The sequence below is a fragment of the Stenotrophomonas sp. CASM110 genome (assembly GCF_049384345.1).
Taxonomy (GTDB): domain Bacteria; phylum Pseudomonadota; class Gammaproteobacteria; order Xanthomonadales; family Xanthomonadaceae; genus Stenotrophomonas; species Stenotrophomonas muris.
The window spans coordinates 43,868-61,726 of record NZ_JBMRGI010000028.1; the positions used below are offsets into that span (position 1 = coordinate 43,868).

Consider the following 17,859-nt stretch of genomic DNA (forward strand, 5'->3'; position numbering starts at 1 on the left):
CAGGAAAAGGGATCTGACCCCGAGCCGGTCAATCGCCGTCGGTTTCGTCCGGGTGGGCCTTCCAGTAGCCGGTCGAGCGGATCCAGTCGCGCGGCACGCCCAGGTGGCCTTCGATGAACTTGCGCATCATCCGCGCGCGGCGCGATTCGGTGGCGATCCAATAGAAGACATCGCCGTCCGGGGCCTCGAAGTCGGTCAGCATGTCTTCCAGCAGCGTGCTGCTGGCCGCCGGGAAGCCGTTGCGCTCCAGCCAGTGGATGCGCACGTTCTCGTACTGCGGCAGGTCCTGGCGTTCGGCCTCGTCGCGCACTTCGATGAAGGCCTGCACCTCGGCAGCGTCCGGCAGCACGTCCAGCCAGCGGGCGATGGCCGGCAGCGCGGTTTCATCGCCGATCAGCACGTAGGCGTCGTAGCTGTCGGCCACCACGAACGAGCCACGTGGGCCGCCGATCACCAGCGTGTCGCCCGGCTGCGCGCGCTCGGCCCACGGCCCGGCAATGCCCTGGTCGTGCAGCACGAAGTCGATGGCCAGCTCGCCGGTCTCGTGGTCCCACCAGCGCGGGGTGTAGTCGCGGGCCGGCGAGGGCTCCTTGCCGGCGGGGTAGCTGCGGCCTTCGGCGGTCAGCACCGGCAGCACCATCTCGCCGCTGGTGTTGGGGAAGAACAGCTTGATGTGGTCGTCGGCGCCGGGCGAATCGAAGCCGGCCAGGTCGTCGCCACCCAGCACCACGCGGCGCATGTGCGGGGTGACGTCTTCGGTGCGCAGCACGGTCAGTTCACGGAAGTGCACATCCAGGCGCAGGCGCGTGTTGTTGTGTTCGGTCATGGGGATACCTGTAAAGGTGTCGCGCGGGGGCGCGCGGCATGGGGGAGGACCTGGCTGGATTCAGTCTGGCTGGGTCGTTGAAAACGGTGGGTTCTCGCTACCGGCGGTACCGTTGAGCAGGGCCGACGCCCGCGTCAGCAGCGCCGCCACTTCTTCCGCCTCGCCCTCGGCCCAACGGCCGTGGTGATGCACCAGCGCCCGCTTGAACTCGCGCAGGGCAGTGGCCAGCGGCGGCGGCAGCGAGGCCTTGGTGATCTCGCGGGCACGGTCGAAGGCACGCCGCTGCGCCAGCCGCACCTGGGTGCGCTGCACCTTCAGCTCGAACTCGCCGGCAGCGGTGATGCGGAAGATCCGCTTGCCATCCACTTCCTCGGCCTCGATCCAGCCGGCCTGCTCGAAGCTGGCCAGCAGCGGGTACATGGTGCCGGCGCTGGGCGTGTAAGCCTGCATGAACTGGTTGCTGATCAGCTGCATCAGTTCGTAGCCATGGCGCGGCTGCTCGCCGATCAGGGCCAGCACCAGCAGGCGCAGGTCACCGCGGCTCAGCACGCGTGGCTGGCCGTTGCGGCGGGGCACCGCCGGATCGGTGGAACGGGCTCTGGGAGAAGGGGGGCGGCTCATTTCGATATATCGGTAAACGAGTGTGCAAACGATATATCGATATATCGAAGCCGGCAATCATCGATCCGGCCACAAGCAGGTCCGTTTTGGGCCACGGGCGGCCGCGTGCACAGCAAAAGGGGCGCCCCTTGCAGGGCGCCCCGGCGAACCGTGGAAGGGAGCAGGGCCGCCAAGCCCCTCACTCGCGGCCCACGTTGGACCCGCAGCCGGTACCGATCCAGAGGCAGGTGCGACATGTTGTCGCCGGTTCAGTACCGTTGCCCGAACCGCCCCTACAGCGGTGCCGGAGTTGCCCTACAACCGTCATCGGCAGCAGTAACACTGCGTCCTGCACATGGGCGCAGCGGCCCGCAAGCGACAGCCCGCGCAGCCCCCAAGGCCCGCCGCAGGGCCGTCAGCGGGCCCGGCAAGCCCCTTGCGGACACTGGCCGGTTGCATCCATACGCCTGCGTAGCCAAGTGACGAAAGCCCTTGGTGCGCTACACTTTGCGGTCTAGAAATCTATACAACAGTCGCGCGCGTGCGTGCGGTTATGGGAGCGCTAATGAACTGGTTGAACGAGGTGCTGAACAACGACCCGAATCCTGTGGAAACCCAGGAGTGGATCGAGTCGTTGAAGGCCGTTATTGATGTCGAGGGCTCCGAGCGCGCGCATCAGCTGCTGGAAGGCATGGTGGAGCTGACCCGTCGTTCGGGCGCCTACCTGCCGTTCTCTCCCACCACCGAGTACGTCAACACCATCGAGCCGCAGTTCGAGGCCAAGAGCCCGGGCAACGCCGAGCTGGAATGGCGCATCCGTTCGATCATCCGCTGGAACGCGATGGCCACCGTGGTGCGCGCCAACCGCAAGCCGGGTGACCTGGGCGGCCACATCGCCTCGTTCGCCTCCGGCGCCACCCTGTACGACGTGGGCTTCAACCACTTCTGGCGCGCCCCCAGCGAGAACCACCCGGGCGACCTGCTGTTCATCCAGGGCCACAGTGCGCCGGGCATCTACGCGCGTTCCTTCCTGGAAGGCCGCATCAGCGAAGAGCAGCTGGACAAGTTCCGCATGGAAGTGGACGGCGGTGGCCTGTCCTCGTACCCGCACCCGTGGCTGATGCCGGACTACTGGCAGACCCCGACCGTGTCGATGGGCCTGGGCCCGCTGGCCGCCATCTACCAGGCGCAGTTCATGCGCTACCTGGAAAACCGTGGCCTGATCGAGAAGTCCGACCGCAAGGTGTGGTGCTTCATTGGCGACGGCGAGAGCGACGAGCCGGAAACCCTGGGTGCCATCGCGCTGGCCGGCCGTGAAGGCCTGGACAACCTGATCTTCGTGGTGAACTGCAACCTGCAGCGCCTGGACGGCCCGGTGCGCGGCAACGGCAAGATCATCCAGGAACTGGAAGGCGTGTTCCGTGGCGGCGGCTGGAACGTGATCAAGCTGCTGTGGGGCGGTTACTGGGATGCCCTGCTGGCCAAGGACACCAACGGCGTCCTGAAGAAGCTGATGATGGAAACCGTCGACGGCGAATACCAGAACTGCAAGGCCTTCGGCGGCGCGTATACCCGCGAGCATTTCTTCGGCAAGTACCCGGAAACCGCTGCGATGGTCGCCGGCCTTTCCGACGACGACATCTGGCGCCTGAACCGTGGTGGCCACGACCCGCACAAGGTGTACGCCGCCTACCACCAGGCCGTGAACACCAAGGGCATGCCGACCGTCATCCTGGCCAAGACCGTGAAGGGTTACGGCATGGGCAGCGCCGGTGAGGCACTGAACCCGACCCACCAGACCAAGAAGCTGGACGACGAAGCGGTGCGCCACTTCCGCGACCGCTTCAACATTCCGGTGACCGACGCGCAGCTGGCCGACGGCCAGGTGCCGTTCTACCACCCGGGCCCGGATTCGCCGGAAGTGCAGTACCTGCAGGAACGCCGTGCCGCGCTGGGCGGTTACCTGCCGCAGCGCCGCCGCAAGGCCGACAAGACCTTCGTGGCACCGAAGCTGGAAGCCTACGAGCGCCTGCTGAAGAGCAGCGGCGAGCGCAGCTACTCCACCACCATGGCCTTCGTGCAGAGCCTGAACATCACCCTGCGCGACAAGGAACTGGGCCCGCACATCGTGCCGATCGTGGCCGACGAAGCCCGTACCTTCGGCATGGAAGGCCTGTTCCGCCAGATCGGCATCTACGCGCCGTTCGGCCAGAAGTACAAGCCGGTCGATGCCGACCAGCTGATGTTCTACCGCGAAGACCAGAGCGGCCAGGTGCTGCAGCAGGGCATCAGCGAGCCGGGTGCGATCAGCTCGTGGATGGCCGCTGGTACCAGCTACTCGGTCAGCAACGTGCCGATGCTGCCGTTCTACATCTACTACAGCATGTTCGGCTTCCAGCGCGTGGGCGACATCGCCTGGCAGGCCGCCGACATGCGTACCCGCGGCTTCCTGCTGGGTGGCACCGCCGGCCGCACCACGCTGAACGGTGAAGGCCTGCAGCACGAAGATGGCTTCAGCCATCTGGTGGCCGGTGGCATCCCGAACGTGCGCAGTTACGACCCGACTTTCGGCTTCGAAGTGACGGTGATCCTGCAGCACGGCACCAAGCGCATGATGGAAGACCAGGTGGACGAGTATTACTACGTCACCCTGATGAACGAGAACTACACCCACCCGGAAATGCCGGAAGGCGCGGCCGAAGGCATCGTCAAGGGCATGTACCTGCTGACCGACGCCGGCAAGCCGAAGAAGGGCGAGCTGCGCGTGCAGCTGCTGGGTTCGGGCACCATCCTGCGCGAAGCCATTGCTGCCGCCGAGCTGCTGGACAAGGACTTCGGCGTGACCGCCGACATCTGGAGCTGCCCGAGCTTCAACGAACTGCGTCGCGATGGTTTCGACGTGGAACGTGCCAACCGCCTGCATCCGGAAGGTGAGCAGCGCAAGGCCTACGTGACCGAGCTGCTGGAAGGCCGCCAGGGCCCGGCGATTGCCGCCACCGACTACGTGCGTGCGTATGCGGACCAGATCCGTGCGTTCGTGCCGATGTCGTACACCGTGCTGGGTACGGATGGGTTTGGTCGTTCGGATACGCGTGCGAACCTGCGTCGGTTCTTTGAGGTTGACCGGTACTACATCGCGCATGCCGCGATTGCAGCGCTGGCGAAGGAAGGGAAGATGACCGCGAAGGATGTGGCCCGGGCAATCAAGCAGTACAAGATTGATCCGGAGAAGGCTAATCCTGTTGGGGTTTGATTAGCGACAGCTCGTCGATGCTGATAGTAAGCGGGATGCTTGCTATCAGCATCGATGGCCGCGGTTTGGGTCAGGTGATTTGGTGAATAAATTGGTCTGAGTGATACCTACTCATGCATATTACATTTGCTAACAAGCAGGTGCGTGACATGTGTGAGAAGGGGCAGCTAGCGGTGCGTAGATTTGGTCTGCCAGCTGCAAGCGCCCTCAAGGGTTTTATAGCGGACCTAGAGGTGGCATCTCTCTTGGAAGATCTCCCTTATCCAAGAAGCTCTCAATCGGGCGTAGAAACATTCATGCTGGATGATGGGCTCCAGGTCGTGCTCTCGACAGACAGTGCTAGTCTTAAAGACGTCGTATCCTCGATTCGAATCGAGAAGGTGCAGAGAGCATGAATAGTTCTCATCACTTTGATCCTGACTGGGTGTCACCACCGGGTGACAGTATTGTCACGATTAGTAGGAGATCTGGGATCAATGAGGATGAACTCGCTCGAAGGCTGCATCTGAGCGCATCCGACTTTCATTTGCTTCTAATTGGCGAATTCCCCATCGATGAGTCAATCGGTGAGAGGATCTCGCGCGAGATTGGAGCAAGCTCAAGCTTTTGGGTAAAGAGATACAAGAAGTACAGAGATTCGCTCGGTCTGGCGGCCGAGAAATTGAGCCGTGAGTTCAGGCTGCCGCTAGGTGAAATGCGCAGATTGGGATGGATACCAAAAGGGTCAGCAGGGATCGAAGCTGAGCTCTCGGCGGCCAACTTTCTGGAAGTCAGATCTATTGATGAATTCGAATCGAAGTATGGTCGACTGGAAGAGGCCCTGGCTTTCCGTAGGTCCTCAACATTTGATATCGAAATGGGAGCCGTGTCTGCCTGGTATAGGGCAATTGAGCTAGCCTCTCAGAAGATTTCGCTAAGGAGTTATGATGTTGAAATTCTTTCTAACTCACTTGGCGACGTTCGACGCTTTACTCTGACTCCTGATCCCCAGGACTTTCTTCCTGAAATCGTAAAAGTACTTGCAGACTGCGGCGTCGCCCTTTGCGTTGTGCCCGCGCCGCTCGGGTGTCCAGTGAGCGGAATCGCATGTTTCAATGCGCGGGGCGGGCTGATTGGACTTAGTTCGCGGCATCTAACTGATGATCACTTCTGGTTCTCTCTTTTTCATGAAGTAGCTCATTTGCTCCTGCATGCAGGGAGGATATCGATTGAAGTCGATAGCGGTGTTGGATCAAATGAAGAAGATGAGGCAAACGAATTTTCCTCTAGAATCCTTGTTCCAGAAGAGTGGCATGGCGAGCTAAATTCTGTGGCTTTGAACAAGTTCGGGATTGCGCGGCTGGCGAAAAAGATAGGTGTCTCCCCCGGCATTGTTGTTGGTCAGCTTCAGCATAGAAAGCGCATTAGGCATAACCAGTTCAATTATCTAAAGAATAGATATAAGTGGATTGGCTCTAGCCTCGAAAAGGCTTGAACTCAGTGGGGCTCTTTTGCCAGTTGCAAATGGCGTCTTCCATTATCTGCATCCCGAATCCGAGCGCACTTCCAAGTGCAACGGTTTTTGTTTCGTAGTCTCCCACGGTCTTGCCGGATCCAAACAGAAGCTTGGCTCCGTTTAGCGGCCCGGTCGCGCTCTTAAAGTATGGGGAAGGTGGGGATATTGGGGCAATCCCAGTCTTTCCGAGCATGGTCAAGTAATCGAATCTACCGATGCGGCCGAAACTCGCAACCTGCGCCATGGAACTGTAGAGCCGATCGAACGCCGCTCCGGGATCCCCCAGTGATGCTGTGAGCGCATCAACTAACATTGCCTGATGTCCGCCATTCCGCTGAATCCAAGCCACGTAGCTGGCAATTGCGTCGCCAGTGGCATTTGGCTTCCAGGCGTCTAGAGATGTGTACTTTCGATGATTCCCAAAGGCTCGGTGAACGCCGTCTCCACCTCTTAGGGTCGCTTCGGCACCGGCGAGCCAATCTCGAAACCCTGCCATATCTCTTGTAACTTCATCCCAAGTCCACATCTTTGTGCCAAGTGCCCCGTATATGTCGCGGGTTAGCCGCCACTTGCTCTTAGCATTGTGTCCGAAATGCGTGGCAAGAAACACGAGCCAGCAGGCTTCATCAACATTGCCTTCTCTAAAGTGGGATATAGAGGCACGAATAGGATCGAAGTACTGAGAGTATGGGTTCAATCTGTCACTGCAAATTTCCATTTTGGAAATTTTTGACACAAACTCTACTCGCCTTCTGCTATCGATTAGCTGGAGGGCAAATGAGTCAACGGCCCCTGCCTCCGCCAATCCGGGAAGGTCGTTGAATAGGTCATCACTCTCAAGCAGCGCTTTTAGTCTCTGTAGCTCGCCGAAATCTCTGGGCCTCATAATGATAATGACCTCATGGAATCACAGAAGAAGGGTGTCCTGAGTATTTTGTACATCAGCAGCTTCAGCGCGATCTTTCATTCTTGCTGCCTTCATATCAAGGTACTGATGGTAAAAATCAGAAGAGAGCTTGTTCTTCATTCTGTAGACGCCGCTCCGGTCCTTTTTTTGAACGTAATGATATGAGCGAAGGATGTAAATTATATCCTTCCAGTAGTTCTCTATATCTTTTTCAATTTTTATTGAGTTCCCTGTTTTTCTAATTGACTGCTCTGCACTCAGTAGCAACTTTATTCTGGGAAGGGGGTCTCCTATTGGCATAGCGGGCATGGGAGTTACTCGCTGAAGGCCGTCGGAAATGTACTCCTTAGCCCTGGATATGTCGCTGGTGTACAGGTGCAGGCTCCCTACAAAGTGCGTGTAGGTTCCAACTTCCACTTTCAGGTGTCTTGCGGCGATCTCTTGAATCATGGTGAAAGCAAATACATCGTGAGGCAATCCGATAAGTGCATCGTTGGATCTCATTGATGCGATCAAATCGAGTTTTTTACTTCGAAGAAGAAATTGAAGTGATATCGTGCAAGGGACTTCTTTTGAATTTCTAAGATCATCCTTTCTGAATATTTGAAGGACGGCTCGTCGGCTAGTGCTCTTGCTTTTCAGTAGTGAAAGTATTCTGTATATCTGGCGAGATCGAAAAAGGCGCTCTCCATAAGATCCTTTTATCGTCAGGCCATCTTCTGACTCATCCGCATATTTCTTAATGTAGTAATAGATGAAGTCCAGTTCATTGGATCCGGCGAGATACCAAAGAAGTTCGCCTAAGCTGCTGAATAGTCTCCCCTGCCGAATGCCTCTGCCGAGCCTGGCCCTTGGGTTCTTCAGGCGCAGCATGGCTCCTGATATTTCGAAAAATTCACCCCGGCTGGCCTGAACTCTCTTTGTGCGGGGAAGGAGCAGCTTCGACAACACAGCGTGTTGCATGTCGTCTACAGATTCCGAGCGCAAATACAAGGTCACCTCCTTGCGTAGCCACGATATTTGTACGGCTCTGAATTAATGAAGTGAAGATGGCGGGATTATGTAATCCGGTGCTTAGAGAACTATTCGATCCCCGAAGCAGCCGCGCTCCCTCCACACGTCTGGACCTTACTTGAAGCCTACGAGGGGTGTCCACTCCCAATTTCAGCGATCGAAGAAGGCCATCGTGTTTGCTACTAAGAGTTGGGGGTGGCCAAGAGCTGGTATGAGCTGCTCAATTCGAGGCGGAAGCCCCCGGTTCCAAAGCTCCATCCGTGCATCAGGCCTTGTGCGCACCGTCAAGATATTGGCGGATTGGACATTAGCCGCGATCTAAGCTTTGTATGTGGCCACGCTGAAGCCGCTTTGACGGGAAGACCCTTGAAATCCACGCCTGCCTGGCTTTGCGCACGAGGCCGGTCAATTGCTTTCTGAGAAGGCACATCCTTTTTACATCCAATCTCCCAGTTGCTGAGGATTGGAACCCAAACTCATTCGCTACCCAATTTTGGGTGAGCGTGCACCAAAGACAACGTCACGATGGAACTCAAGGTAGCCGATCTGTCTGTTGGAGAATGGTCCTCTCTGACGGGGCGCATCCAACTTGAGGCCGATCCGAGATCGTACGTCGGTAGGTAGAACGTTCGAAACGAGTAGACGGCCACTCGACGAAAAACTGATCCACCCCTGATCAAACAGCAGATCCGCATGCGGAGCCAGTAGAAGGCCGTTCTCGCCATCAACGCGCTCGCTATGAGTGCTGTCCGCCCATGGCTTGATATGGCTCGCACGGAGGAATCTAAGGTCCTCAATACCAGTCAGTCGGCAGCCCTTTTCAACGCCGATCAAGCGTTCGCGGAACAAGCGCTGCTTCGTACGCACTTCGGTTTCGCGTCTTGTGCTGGTCGCGCCTACGTCATCGATAGCGGCATCGATCTCAGCTTGGTCCGACTCACTTGCCGCGAGGCCCAGTGAGGCTTCAAGCGATCTCAAGCGGAACACGATCGCAGATCTAAGCTGCCCTTCTCGATCTGGCGTGCCAGGTTGAACGTAGGAGGACTGGCACATAAACCTACCAAGGTATCGGTAGGGCCGCCCCTTACCCATCATCTGAAACACTACGAGCGTCTTGCCATCCTTGATGTGCTCGCCGATGGCTCGGTTGCCCGCCACATACTTCATGTCTCCGACTTGACCCTCGCCGAAGTAATGAAAGACTTCGTCGTCGTCCCAGAAATCATGGTAGCCGTGAGACACGCCGGCCTCGCCAGTGAACGCGATGACTAGCGGATGCTCCTTGGGCGTCGAAATGCCGCCCTGCTGTTGCCCGCCAAATACACCGTGGATCTGCTTTTGACGGTTGTAGAGCGCGCCCACCTCGAATGGGAGTTCCATCCTAGATCCCTGTCCCAGAAGCTAAGTGCCCAAGATTCTAGCCAGAACCACGTTGCTTGTGTCATTGGTTGACGCATTCGGCTGTCGGGGCAGGGTGCAGATGGGGCTATTTGGACGAGAGTGGAGGGCAGCTGTTCTCAGGTGGGCTCAAGTTGCTCCTGCGTCTCTCTGGTGAGCCCCATCCATCTTTCCAGCGCTGTAGCTCCATTGCATCGCTTGCGACCGTGGACATGGTGACTATCAGAAGACTCGGCCCAGAGTTGTCCACAAACAGAATGGCATCGCCAAGTACGCTCATATCAAAGAAGCGTCTACCGGAATCATGTTTTCCGACGGTGACGCCTTGGCAAGCCAACGCTTCGGCAAAGTTCTCGGCGTCGGCCTGGAACAAGGCAAACTCCGAGTCGGTGAGTCTTGGGTAGTTCTCAAAACTCATTGCGGTGGCCGGCGTGTACGTCCCTCCAATGATCAATCCCAGTAGCGCTGCCGTCGTCAGGGCAAGCAAAGTCCGGCTCGGCATAGTGAGGCTAGTGTTAGAGGCTAAAGGCTCAGACAGCGGCGAATGCTTCGGACCGTGCATACGATCCGTGCATTGCATTCGATGTGCGCAGCGAGGTGCGCTCTACTCCCGAACCTGCAGCCGCTCAATAGCCTGCGCAGTCAACGCCACACACGCCATCTTCAACCCTTCCATCACCCGGTCCCCCAGGTACTCCTCGGGCGCACCGTTCTGTCGAGTGCGCTCCGCAGCCAGCATCAGCTCGGCCACCACGCGCAGCCCCGCCAGCGCGCAATCCGCATCAGCCAGCTGTAGACAGCGCCCAGGCAGTTGATGCCGTTCCGGCCAAGGCTGGCCATCCGCAGCCGCACCGGTCCCGATACGGCGTAGCGTGGCGACGAAGGCGTTGGGATCGACGGATCGTTCGCGCGCGGGTTCGGCGTTGTCCGGATCGTATTGCGCGTGCAGGGAACGGAAGTCCGATGTGTTCATGGCAATGCTCCGTACAGGACAGACAGCAGCGCCACTGATAAAGGTGGCGGACGGTGCGGGCTCGAAAACCGGTATGTACCAGACCGGCGGATCCGAAGATCCCCACGCACCGCCCGCCATGGAACGCGAACGGATTGCCAGCCGGCGCCACACAAAAGGTGACGCCGGCCGGCAAGCGCATACATCTGGTACAGAGACGGGTTTTCGAGTCCCGCGCCACCCTTTTCCGGTGGCACGCCAAGGTGTACTCGCATGGTCGCGAGATGCCAAGAAACCGCAGGCCGCAGAGGCCGCAAATGCTGACGCTTACGGCATTGTTGCATGGCGCGCGCGCGGCAGAACCCTTGCGGCGCAGCGGTTTCGGCCGGTGTTAAGTTACCGCCCGAATGCGCATTGAAAAGCACGGTTTGCAGAGGGTCGGGGTCTCAAAAGCGACAATCCGCCCGCATGGCTGAGGTCCGAAGTTGGCCGATTGCGACACGGCTTAACTTTGCAGCGCCACGCCTGGCCGTGGCCACAGCGCATCGTCGCGCTCCAGGTCGTAGTCGCTGCCGAACGCCAGCGCCGCCTCGTGTGGCGGAAGGTCTGCGTAGCAACCCAGCAGGTACTCATCCATGCCGGCGTCGCCATGATCGATGGCGAACAGGTAGAGAAGTTCCCTGTCGAAGGCTTCCAGCCATACGGGGTCGATCTTGGTCATGGTCATCCTCCCGAAGCAGGGGAGGATGACCTGGGGAGGTCCCAGGGGCTGCGACCTCTGGCCCGGAGGAAGGCCGCCTTGACCTGGGCGATCAGCCCATGCGCATGGCGTGGCTCTGCTGTTCCTGCGTACGTGCATCCAGCGCCTGCTGCGCATTCTGGCGGGCGAGCTCGCGCTGATCGCCCACCACAGCCAGTTGCTGCAGCGACTCAGCCACCGGCGTTTGTGCAGCCACGGCAGTGGGCATCCCTGCACGTAGGTGGGCGGGGTCAGATAGGTCGCCTTGTACAACAAAGATGGTGCGACCCGCCGGCTGATTGGCCGTGGCGTTGCTCAGCACCACATGGTCCACCTGTTCCAGACCCTGCTCGCGTGCCTTCACTGTCAGGCTGGCGGCGAGGTTCTCACTGGTCGCGTCGAAGGGGCGGCCGTGCTTCTCGTCCAGTGCAGCGACGCCCTGGCGAATCTGCCGATGGAGCGCGTAGTCCGGGCTGCCCGGCTCTATCGCTGCGAGTCGGCGACCTTCCGTAAAGAGAGGCTCGGGTTCCTGCGTAGACACCACGCGTGGGCTCTTGGCGATCTCTCTGTAGGGATCTTCAGGATGAAACTGCTTCGCCTTGGCCTCGCGTTCCAAGCGAACTTCGCGGGTCTCGTTCAACGCGGAAATCTCGGCGGGATCGGTCTCTTTGGCTGTTCTTTCGAGCGGGGGAACGCCCACTGTGCGGTTCCAGCTGCCGTCCCTGGGGTCGTAGCTGTGATAGTCGAACTTGGTACCAATCACGTTCGGATCGACGGCGTCGCGCTGCAGGAGCGCTGCGCCCTCGAACTTGCTCAGCTCAACGAAGTAGAAATGTCCAGCGGGCTGCGGCATATCCAGGTGCACGCTGACGGCCGTCTTGCCGGCACGGAATGCGCCGGCAGCGCTGTTGTCCAACATGTTCTGCCAGACCTTCTCGGCTGCCTGCTCACCGCGTTTGTGCTCCGTGGACACCAGCAGCAAGCGCGGCGTCCAGCAGTTCACATTGAGGTCGTTCTTTTCGAACGAAACATCGTGGGATTTGAGCGTGCTGGTGTAGGGCAGGTTGAGTGCCAGATCGGGCCTGCCGGCCTCCATCCAACTTCTGCGCTCCGCCAGGTCGTTCCTGATCAGATCCTGGCCGAAGGTTTCTTGCCTGCGTTCGGTGAACGCTACGTTCTTCTCGTTGCCGAACAGCGTGGCCTGTTGCTCGGCAACGGCGGTCGCAAAGCTATTGGCCACCCGGCCGGGGAGGCTGTCGTTGCGCACAACACCCAACGCCAGCAGTCCGTAGCCATCATTTTCGGGAAGCTGCGCGAGATAGTTCCAATACAGCTCGCGATTTCCCTCCTTCGCGTAGGAGGACAGGACACGAATGTCCTTATCGGTAAGTCCGCTCATGATTCATCCTTGAGATGCGGTTTACGGCTGAACGCGATATCGGCTCAGAAGATCACGCACGCTGGTTTCCAGACGCTGCCAGTCGCTCAGCATGACGCGTGCATAGTTCATCTCGATGGCAATGCTGTCGCCCACATCCACGATGGAATGGCGGCACATTGCGATCTGGCCTTCTCCGGCGCGTTCAAGTGTCTTGCCCTGAATCGTGAGCCCGTCAGGAATGCGATCTGCCGGGTCGCAGCTGATGAACGTCGTCAGTTGCCCCTCCGCCGAGCGGGCCACATACCAGTCTGGCTCCATCCCCGGGTTGTGCACGTAAGGCCTGCCCAGCGCAGCCTCCGAGTCCTTTGCATAGGCTGCCATCAACGATGGGTCAATCGCATACGGCGTCAGACCCCAGCGCTCGGGTTGTGCAACGCGCAGCGCAAGGTTATCTACCGGGTCCCTTCGCTCCAGTGATCCCGGCGCGCTGGTGGCTTCGCTACTGGACCGACGCGCCAGATAGTTCTGGATGGGAACGCGATCAATGTACCTAAGCTCGACCAGCACCTGCCGCCGGCTGTCCTGCGTGCTGCGCACCGGGCGGTCACCGGGGGGCGCTGCATCGAAATCCGGCCAGAACACCGTGAGCATGACGCCCCCATCGGCCAGGGGGCCCGTCTGGTTGTAGTAGAGGTTGGCCGGGAACATGAAGCGGTGCGGGCCAAGCCGAGCTTCCACCGGCTGCGTCGTGTAGGTCTGTCCGCCCACCGTACGTGGGCTGGTTGCGGTTTCGGACATGGGGGTTCCGTTCGGGTCCTTTTCCGTGGATGGGGCCTTCGCGCAGGCGGTGGTGCTGAGCACGGCCACCAGGACGAAGTAGGCAAGCCGGCAAGCCGGTGCTCTGCTCATGGGCGATTCCCTTGCATGATCGAAACGACTATAGAACGGTGGAATGGCAAGCTCCAGTCGTTGCCGGACCTTGCTCACGCCCGGATCCAGTACTGGACGCTGGCTCACATATTCAGCAAGTCGTGATCGGCGTCCTCAATTCCTCCACCTGCCGCCCATCCCACCTATGCCATCATCCGCCCAGGACCGCAGTACCCAACAAGGCTGAGCAGGCATGGAGCAGGCAACACGCTACACCGCAACCCTTTATCTGGCCGCCCCCGGCACCCCGCTGAAAAGTGGGGGCATCTCGCCGCGCGGCCACATGTACATGCAGGTCGCTGCGGGTGACGAGGCTCACAGCTACGGTTTCGCGCCGCCGCGCCAGGCGCCGGGCGAAATCCGCACCGGCGTGCAGTACGCGCAGGTGCGCCACGACGATGCCGACGAGCACCTGGATCCGTACTACAGCCGCACCCTGGAAATCACCGAGGAGCATTACGGCTGCCTGCGTGATTTCGCCGAGGAGCCGGCCGAGTTCGAATTCGATGTGGATCGCCCGGCCACCATCAACCGTTGCAGCGATTTCGTCTGGGCGGCCCTGCACTACGCCGGCCTGCATTCGCTGCCGGCGCCGCTGGATGGCGGCAGCAACCTGGGCGAGTTCGCGGTGCTGTTCAACCTGCCAGAGATCCAGTGCATTGCCGCGCCGTTTCCGCGCAGCGATCTGAATGCCGAGACCCATCATGCGATGCCCGAGCGCGAGGCCGAGCATCATCGCCAGGGCGACCGCGCCAGCGATGAGCCGCCGCCAACGCCGATCGAAGTGGCCGGCACGCTGCTGGACCCTTCGCATCCGGACCACCGCCTGTTCTCGCAGCTGATCCAGAAGGTAGCGGAGCTGGACGCCGCGCACGGCCGCCCGTTCGATGCAGCCAGCCAGCGCATCAGCGCCAGCCTGCTGGTGCTGGCCAAGCAGAACAATCTCTCGCGCGTGGACCACGTGCTGCTCAGCCAACCGACCCAGAACAGCCATGCCGCCGAAAGCATCTTCATCGTGCAGGGCGACCGCAACGACCCAGGGCACCGCCGCGCCAGCATCGCCACCGAGGTGGCGGCCAAGACCGATGTAGCCGATTCGCTGCGGTTGAAGGAGCAATGACGCGACCACTGCGGCGGGGGCTGATGGTACTGGCGGTGCTAGGCGCGCTGGCGGCATGCCGTGCGTCACCAGCCCCTGAGGTTGCCCCGCCCTTGCTGACGCGCGCACAGGCCGAGGCCCGCACGGTTGTGCCCTTCACGCGGGCCGTGCAGTTGCAGAAGGCCGGTCGGATTGCCGAGGTCACGTTTGATTTGCCGGCACCCCAGAAGCCGGCTATTCCGATACTGAACATCGGGCTGCGGCTGCAGGATACCGACGCGCGACGGCTGCTGGATGCTTCGGAGAAGATCACTCTCGGACGTTTGCCAACGCGGCTGCGCCTGGAGCGGATTGATGGCAGCGCGGCTCGTCATGTACAGCTCTGGCAGCGTACCCGCGATGGACGCGACTCGCAGAAGATCGGGGATGATGGCGTGGTCACAGACCTGACGACGGGGAGTGTGGACATCAACAGCTTGGCCGAGGCCGGGTTGTACTCTGAAGACGTGCTCTATCGCACGCTGCAGCTGGCGCAGGTCGGAGGCATTGCACCCGGGCGCTACGTTCTGCGGGTCGACCTTGTGGAGGATCGACCCCAGCTGGACGGCCTGAACGCAGAACTGATCGTTGGCTACCAATCACTAGGAAAGTAGACATGCACAAGGACGATGCCGAACGCTACAGCGTAACCATCCATCTGGCGGCCCCCGGCACGCCGCGCTACGGCCGTGATGCCGAGGGAAACAGGTTTCTGCTGGAGCCTTCGTTCGCGGGGCACATGTTCCTGTCGCTGCGCCGTTCGGGTGAACCCTTGCCGGAGAGCATTGGTTTCACCCATGCAGGCACCAAGGACGAGCCGAACAGGGGCAAAGTCGATGACATGGACGTGTCGGTCTACGACAAACCCCGCTTCGAGCGCACGATCGAGATCAGCAAGGCGCAGTACGACCGCATCCTCGAGTTCTCGGCAGACCCGAGGAAGCACGGCTTCGACATGAACTACGACTTCTTCTCCAACGCCTGCACCGATTTCGCCTGGGGTGCCCTGAACCACGCAGGCCTGCGCCCGGTCGGGCTGGCCGGGGAGATCACCAACTACGAGGGCGCCACCAGGGTCCTGGACAACATCCGCGCCGTCAACGCCATTCCGCAGCAGGTGAAGGGCAGCGAGCTGGACAGGGTGCAGTGGAACCCGATGCCGAAGCAGACGTTCCGCGAGTGGATGTTCACCGAGAACGGCGAGCAGTGGCGCGGCAACAGCGTGCTCGCGCCAAGCGGCACGCCCGCAGACCCGGCGCACGACGATCATGCCCGCCTCAACCAGATCCACCAGCAGGTGGCCGACCTCGGCGCTTTCGGTGCACGCAACGGCAATGTCAGTGCCAGCCTCCTCGCGCTGTCGAAGGAGCAGCAATTCTCGCGCGTGGACGAAGTGGTGCTGGGCGAGCAGCGCGGTGATACCGCACCGAAGCTGTTCATCGTGCAGGGTGACCGCAGTGACCCGGCACACCAGCGCGCCAGCATGCCGGCGGAGTTGGCTGCGCAGGCACCGGTGGAGGCCTCGTTCGATCGCGTCGCGCAGTTGCAGCAGAACGAGCCGCAGCGAGACGCGCAGCGCCTGCAGGAGGAGCAGCAGCTTCAGCAGAGCCACGGTCCACGGATGGCATAGCCGCGGGCGCAGCATCGAGGTCGAGCGTCGGCCATGCCCGCGCCGGCGCACGTCACGCCCTCCACCTGCTACCATTCCCCCGCAACCCCAGCCAGCCCACCCGCGCAGACAGATGCGGGGCGGGCCGTCGCAGTACGGCCCAGCGAGCCAGGACACCCTCCCGTGCCCATTCAAGGACGCTCGCATGTTCCGTAATCCTCTCTTCCGCTCGGCCGCCCTGGCCGTTGCCGTTTCGCTCAGCCTCGGCGTGCCCTCCGCGTTCGCCGACAACGCACCCGCTGCCAGTGCTACCACCGCCGCTGTGCAGCGCCAGGCCGTGGCCAAGGGCCTGTACGAGCTGGCCTACAGCCCGAAGCAGAACGCCGTGTTCGTGGCCTCCTCCGGCGGCTTCGGCGATGACGCCGGCCCGGCCCAGGTGCTGCGCCTGAACCCGGCCACGCTGGCCGTGGAAACCCGCATCCCGCTGGAGCGCAAAGCCTTCGGCGTGGTGCTGGATGACGCCCACAACCGCCTGTACGTGGGCAACACCGTGGACCTGTCGGTGACGGTGGTCGACACCGCGCAGAACAAGGCCGTGGGCACCATCCAGTTGATGGAGAAGAAGACCGGCAAGGACGGCAAGGCCGCCTACACCCACGACCTGCGCGAGCTGGTGGTCGACAGCGCGGCCAACCGCCTGTACGTGACCGGCCACAGCAGCCAGCCGGACGTGAGCAGCGTGCTGTTCGTGATCGATACCACCACGCTGAAGGTGATCAACACCATCGACGGCCTGGGCAATGCCAAGGCGCCGGGCCTGGCGCTGGATGCGGCCAACAAGCGCGTCTACACCAGCAACCTGCTGGCCGACCTGGTGGTGGTGGGCACCGATTCGAACAAGGTAGTGGCGCAGCACAGGATCGCCGCCGAGCAGCCGATGAACATCGCGCTGGACCCGGCCGGCAAGCGCCTGTTCGTGACCGACCAGGGCTCGGAATTCCTGCGTGGCTACCAGGCCAAGAGCAGCGGCCTGGTCAGCAAGCATCCGGGCCAGCGCGTGCTGGTGCTGGACCGCAGTACCGGCAGGGAACTGGCCAGCATCCCGACCGATGCCGGCCCGCTGGGCATCCTGCTGGATGCACCGCGCAAGCGCCTGTACGTGACCAACCGCGAAGCCGGAACGGTGACCGCATACAACAGCGACAGCTACCAGAAGGTGGCGACCTACAAGGTGCCGACCCACCCGAACAGCTTGGCGCTGGATGCGAAGAACAACGTGCTGTTCGTGAGCATCAAGAACGGCGAGAAGGATGACAAGGGCGCTGACGAGAGCGTGGCGCGCATCCAGCTGTAAGGCGCTGACGCAAGGCCCCGCGCCGTCGCGCGTCGCATGAGGAAGGCAGGGCGCAGGCTCTGCCTTCTTCTTTGCCCGGTTGCAGTGCAAGAGGCTGCCCGCTAGGGTTGAAGCCCATGGCAGGGAGCCAAAGGATCTGAATCATGCTGGCTATCCGCCGCTGGCTGCGCGTCGGCCTGGTCTTCACGCTGGTGGGTGCACTCGGCGCCTGCAGCCGCATACCGGATGCACCGGAGCCGCTGGATCTGGTCAAGCCGATCAAC

The 17,859-nt window shown here is 61.0% G+C and carries 15 protein-coding genes; 6 read left to right on the top strand and 9 right to left on the bottom strand.

Features of this window, described 5'->3' with window-relative positions; all coding sequences use genetic code 11:
* Positions 1-28 precede the first annotated feature (28 nt).
* Together VG561_RS19150 and VG561_RS19155 are read right to left on the bottom strand one after the other, a co-directional pair.
* Positions 29-826 carry a siderophore-interacting protein gene (locus VG561_RS19150; RefSeq protein WP_423179890.1) on the bottom strand — a complete coding sequence of 266 codons (798 nt, stop codon included), beginning with the start codon at positions 824-826 and terminating at the stop codon, positions 29-31.
* A gap of 60 nt (positions 827-886) precedes the next feature.
* Positions 887-1,447, bottom strand: coding sequence for a PadR family transcriptional regulator (locus tag VG561_RS19155; RefSeq protein WP_041863018.1), 561 nt, complete (start codon positions 1,445-1,447; stop codon positions 887-889).
* Between the two features lie 544 nt (positions 1,448-1,991).
* Here VG561_RS19155 and aceE point away from each other — a divergent pair.
* Together aceE and VG561_RS19165 are read left to right on the top strand one after the other, a co-directional pair.
* Positions 1,992-4,679, top strand: a complete 2,688-nt coding sequence (gene aceE, locus VG561_RS19160) for a pyruvate dehydrogenase (acetyl-transferring), homodimeric type (protein ID WP_012478970.1) — start codon at positions 1,992-1,994, stop codon at positions 4,677-4,679.
* A gap of 391 nt (positions 4,680-5,070) precedes the next feature.
* Entirely contained in the window at positions 5,071-6,153 is a 1,083-nt protein-coding gene (locus tag VG561_RS19165) for an ImmA/IrrE family metallo-endopeptidase (protein WP_423179891.1), read from the top strand.
* On the opposite strand, the gene VG561_RS19170 is transcribed toward VG561_RS19165, so the two are convergent.
* The 7 genes from VG561_RS19170 to VG561_RS19200 form a co-directional block, all read right to left on the bottom strand.
* Positions 6,134-7,060 (bottom strand): hypothetical protein, encoded by a 927-nt coding sequence (locus VG561_RS19170; RefSeq protein ID WP_152906972.1) that lies wholly within the window; start codon positions 7,058-7,060, stop codon positions 6,134-6,136. The genes VG561_RS19165 and VG561_RS19170 overlap by 20 nt on opposite strands.
* Before the next feature lie 21 nt (positions 7,061-7,081).
* On the bottom strand, positions 7,082-8,029 hold the full coding sequence (locus VG561_RS19175; protein WP_204373518.1) for a thymidylate synthase: 948 nt from the start codon (positions 8,027-8,029) through the stop codon (positions 7,082-7,084).
* Positions 8,030-8,578: 549 nt separating this feature from the next.
* Positions 8,579-9,475 (bottom strand): HNH endonuclease, encoded by an 897-nt coding sequence (locus VG561_RS19180; RefSeq protein WP_053092057.1) that lies wholly within the window; start codon positions 9,473-9,475, stop codon positions 8,579-8,581.
* Between the two features lie 622 nt (positions 9,476-10,097).
* Positions 10,098-10,466, bottom strand: a complete 369-nt coding sequence (locus tag VG561_RS19185; RefSeq protein ID WP_049441441.1) for a hypothetical protein — start codon at positions 10,464-10,466, stop codon at positions 10,098-10,100.
* 484 nt (positions 10,467-10,950) lie between these two features.
* Positions 10,951-11,166, bottom strand: coding sequence for a hypothetical protein (locus VG561_RS19190; RefSeq protein WP_181453368.1), 216 nt, complete (start codon positions 11,164-11,166; stop codon positions 10,951-10,953).
* A 91-nt stretch (positions 11,167-11,257) separates the two neighbouring features.
* Positions 11,258-12,583: an XVIPCD domain-containing protein gene (locus VG561_RS19195; RefSeq protein ID WP_423179892.1), complete on the bottom strand. Its 1,326-nt coding sequence runs from the start codon at positions 12,581-12,583 to the stop codon at positions 11,258-11,260.
* Between the two features lie 21 nt (positions 12,584-12,604).
* Positions 12,605-13,552: a hypothetical protein gene (locus VG561_RS19200; protein WP_227864205.1), complete on the bottom strand. Its 948-nt coding sequence runs from the start codon at positions 13,550-13,552 to the stop codon at positions 12,605-12,607.
* A 136-nt stretch (positions 13,553-13,688) separates the two neighbouring features.
* On the opposite strand from VG561_RS19200, the gene VG561_RS19205 reads away from it, so the two are divergent.
* The 4 genes from VG561_RS19205 (at position 13,689) to VG561_RS19220 (ending at position 17,596) form a co-directional block, all read left to right on the top strand.
* Complete coding sequence (locus VG561_RS19205) at positions 13,689-14,615, top strand: XVIPCD domain-containing protein (RefSeq protein ID WP_423179893.1); 927 nt, start codon at positions 13,689-13,691, stop codon at positions 14,613-14,615.
* Complete coding sequence (locus VG561_RS19210; protein ID WP_423179894.1) at positions 14,612-15,247, top strand: hypothetical protein; 636 nt, start codon at positions 14,612-14,614, stop codon at positions 15,245-15,247. The genes VG561_RS19205 and VG561_RS19210 overlap by 4 nt, the downstream gene beginning before the upstream one ends.
* Before the next feature lie 2 nt (positions 15,248-15,249).
* Positions 15,250-16,263, top strand: a complete 1,014-nt coding sequence (locus VG561_RS19215) for an XVIPCD domain-containing protein (RefSeq protein WP_423179895.1) — start codon at positions 15,250-15,252, stop codon at positions 16,261-16,263.
* 184 nt (positions 16,264-16,447) lie between these two features.
* Positions 16,448-17,596 carry a YncE family protein gene (locus VG561_RS19220; protein WP_169411525.1) on the top strand — a complete coding sequence of 383 codons (1,149 nt, stop codon included), beginning with the start codon at positions 16,448-16,450 and terminating at the stop codon, positions 17,594-17,596.
* The last annotated feature ends 263 nt before the right edge of the window (positions 17,597-17,859 follow it).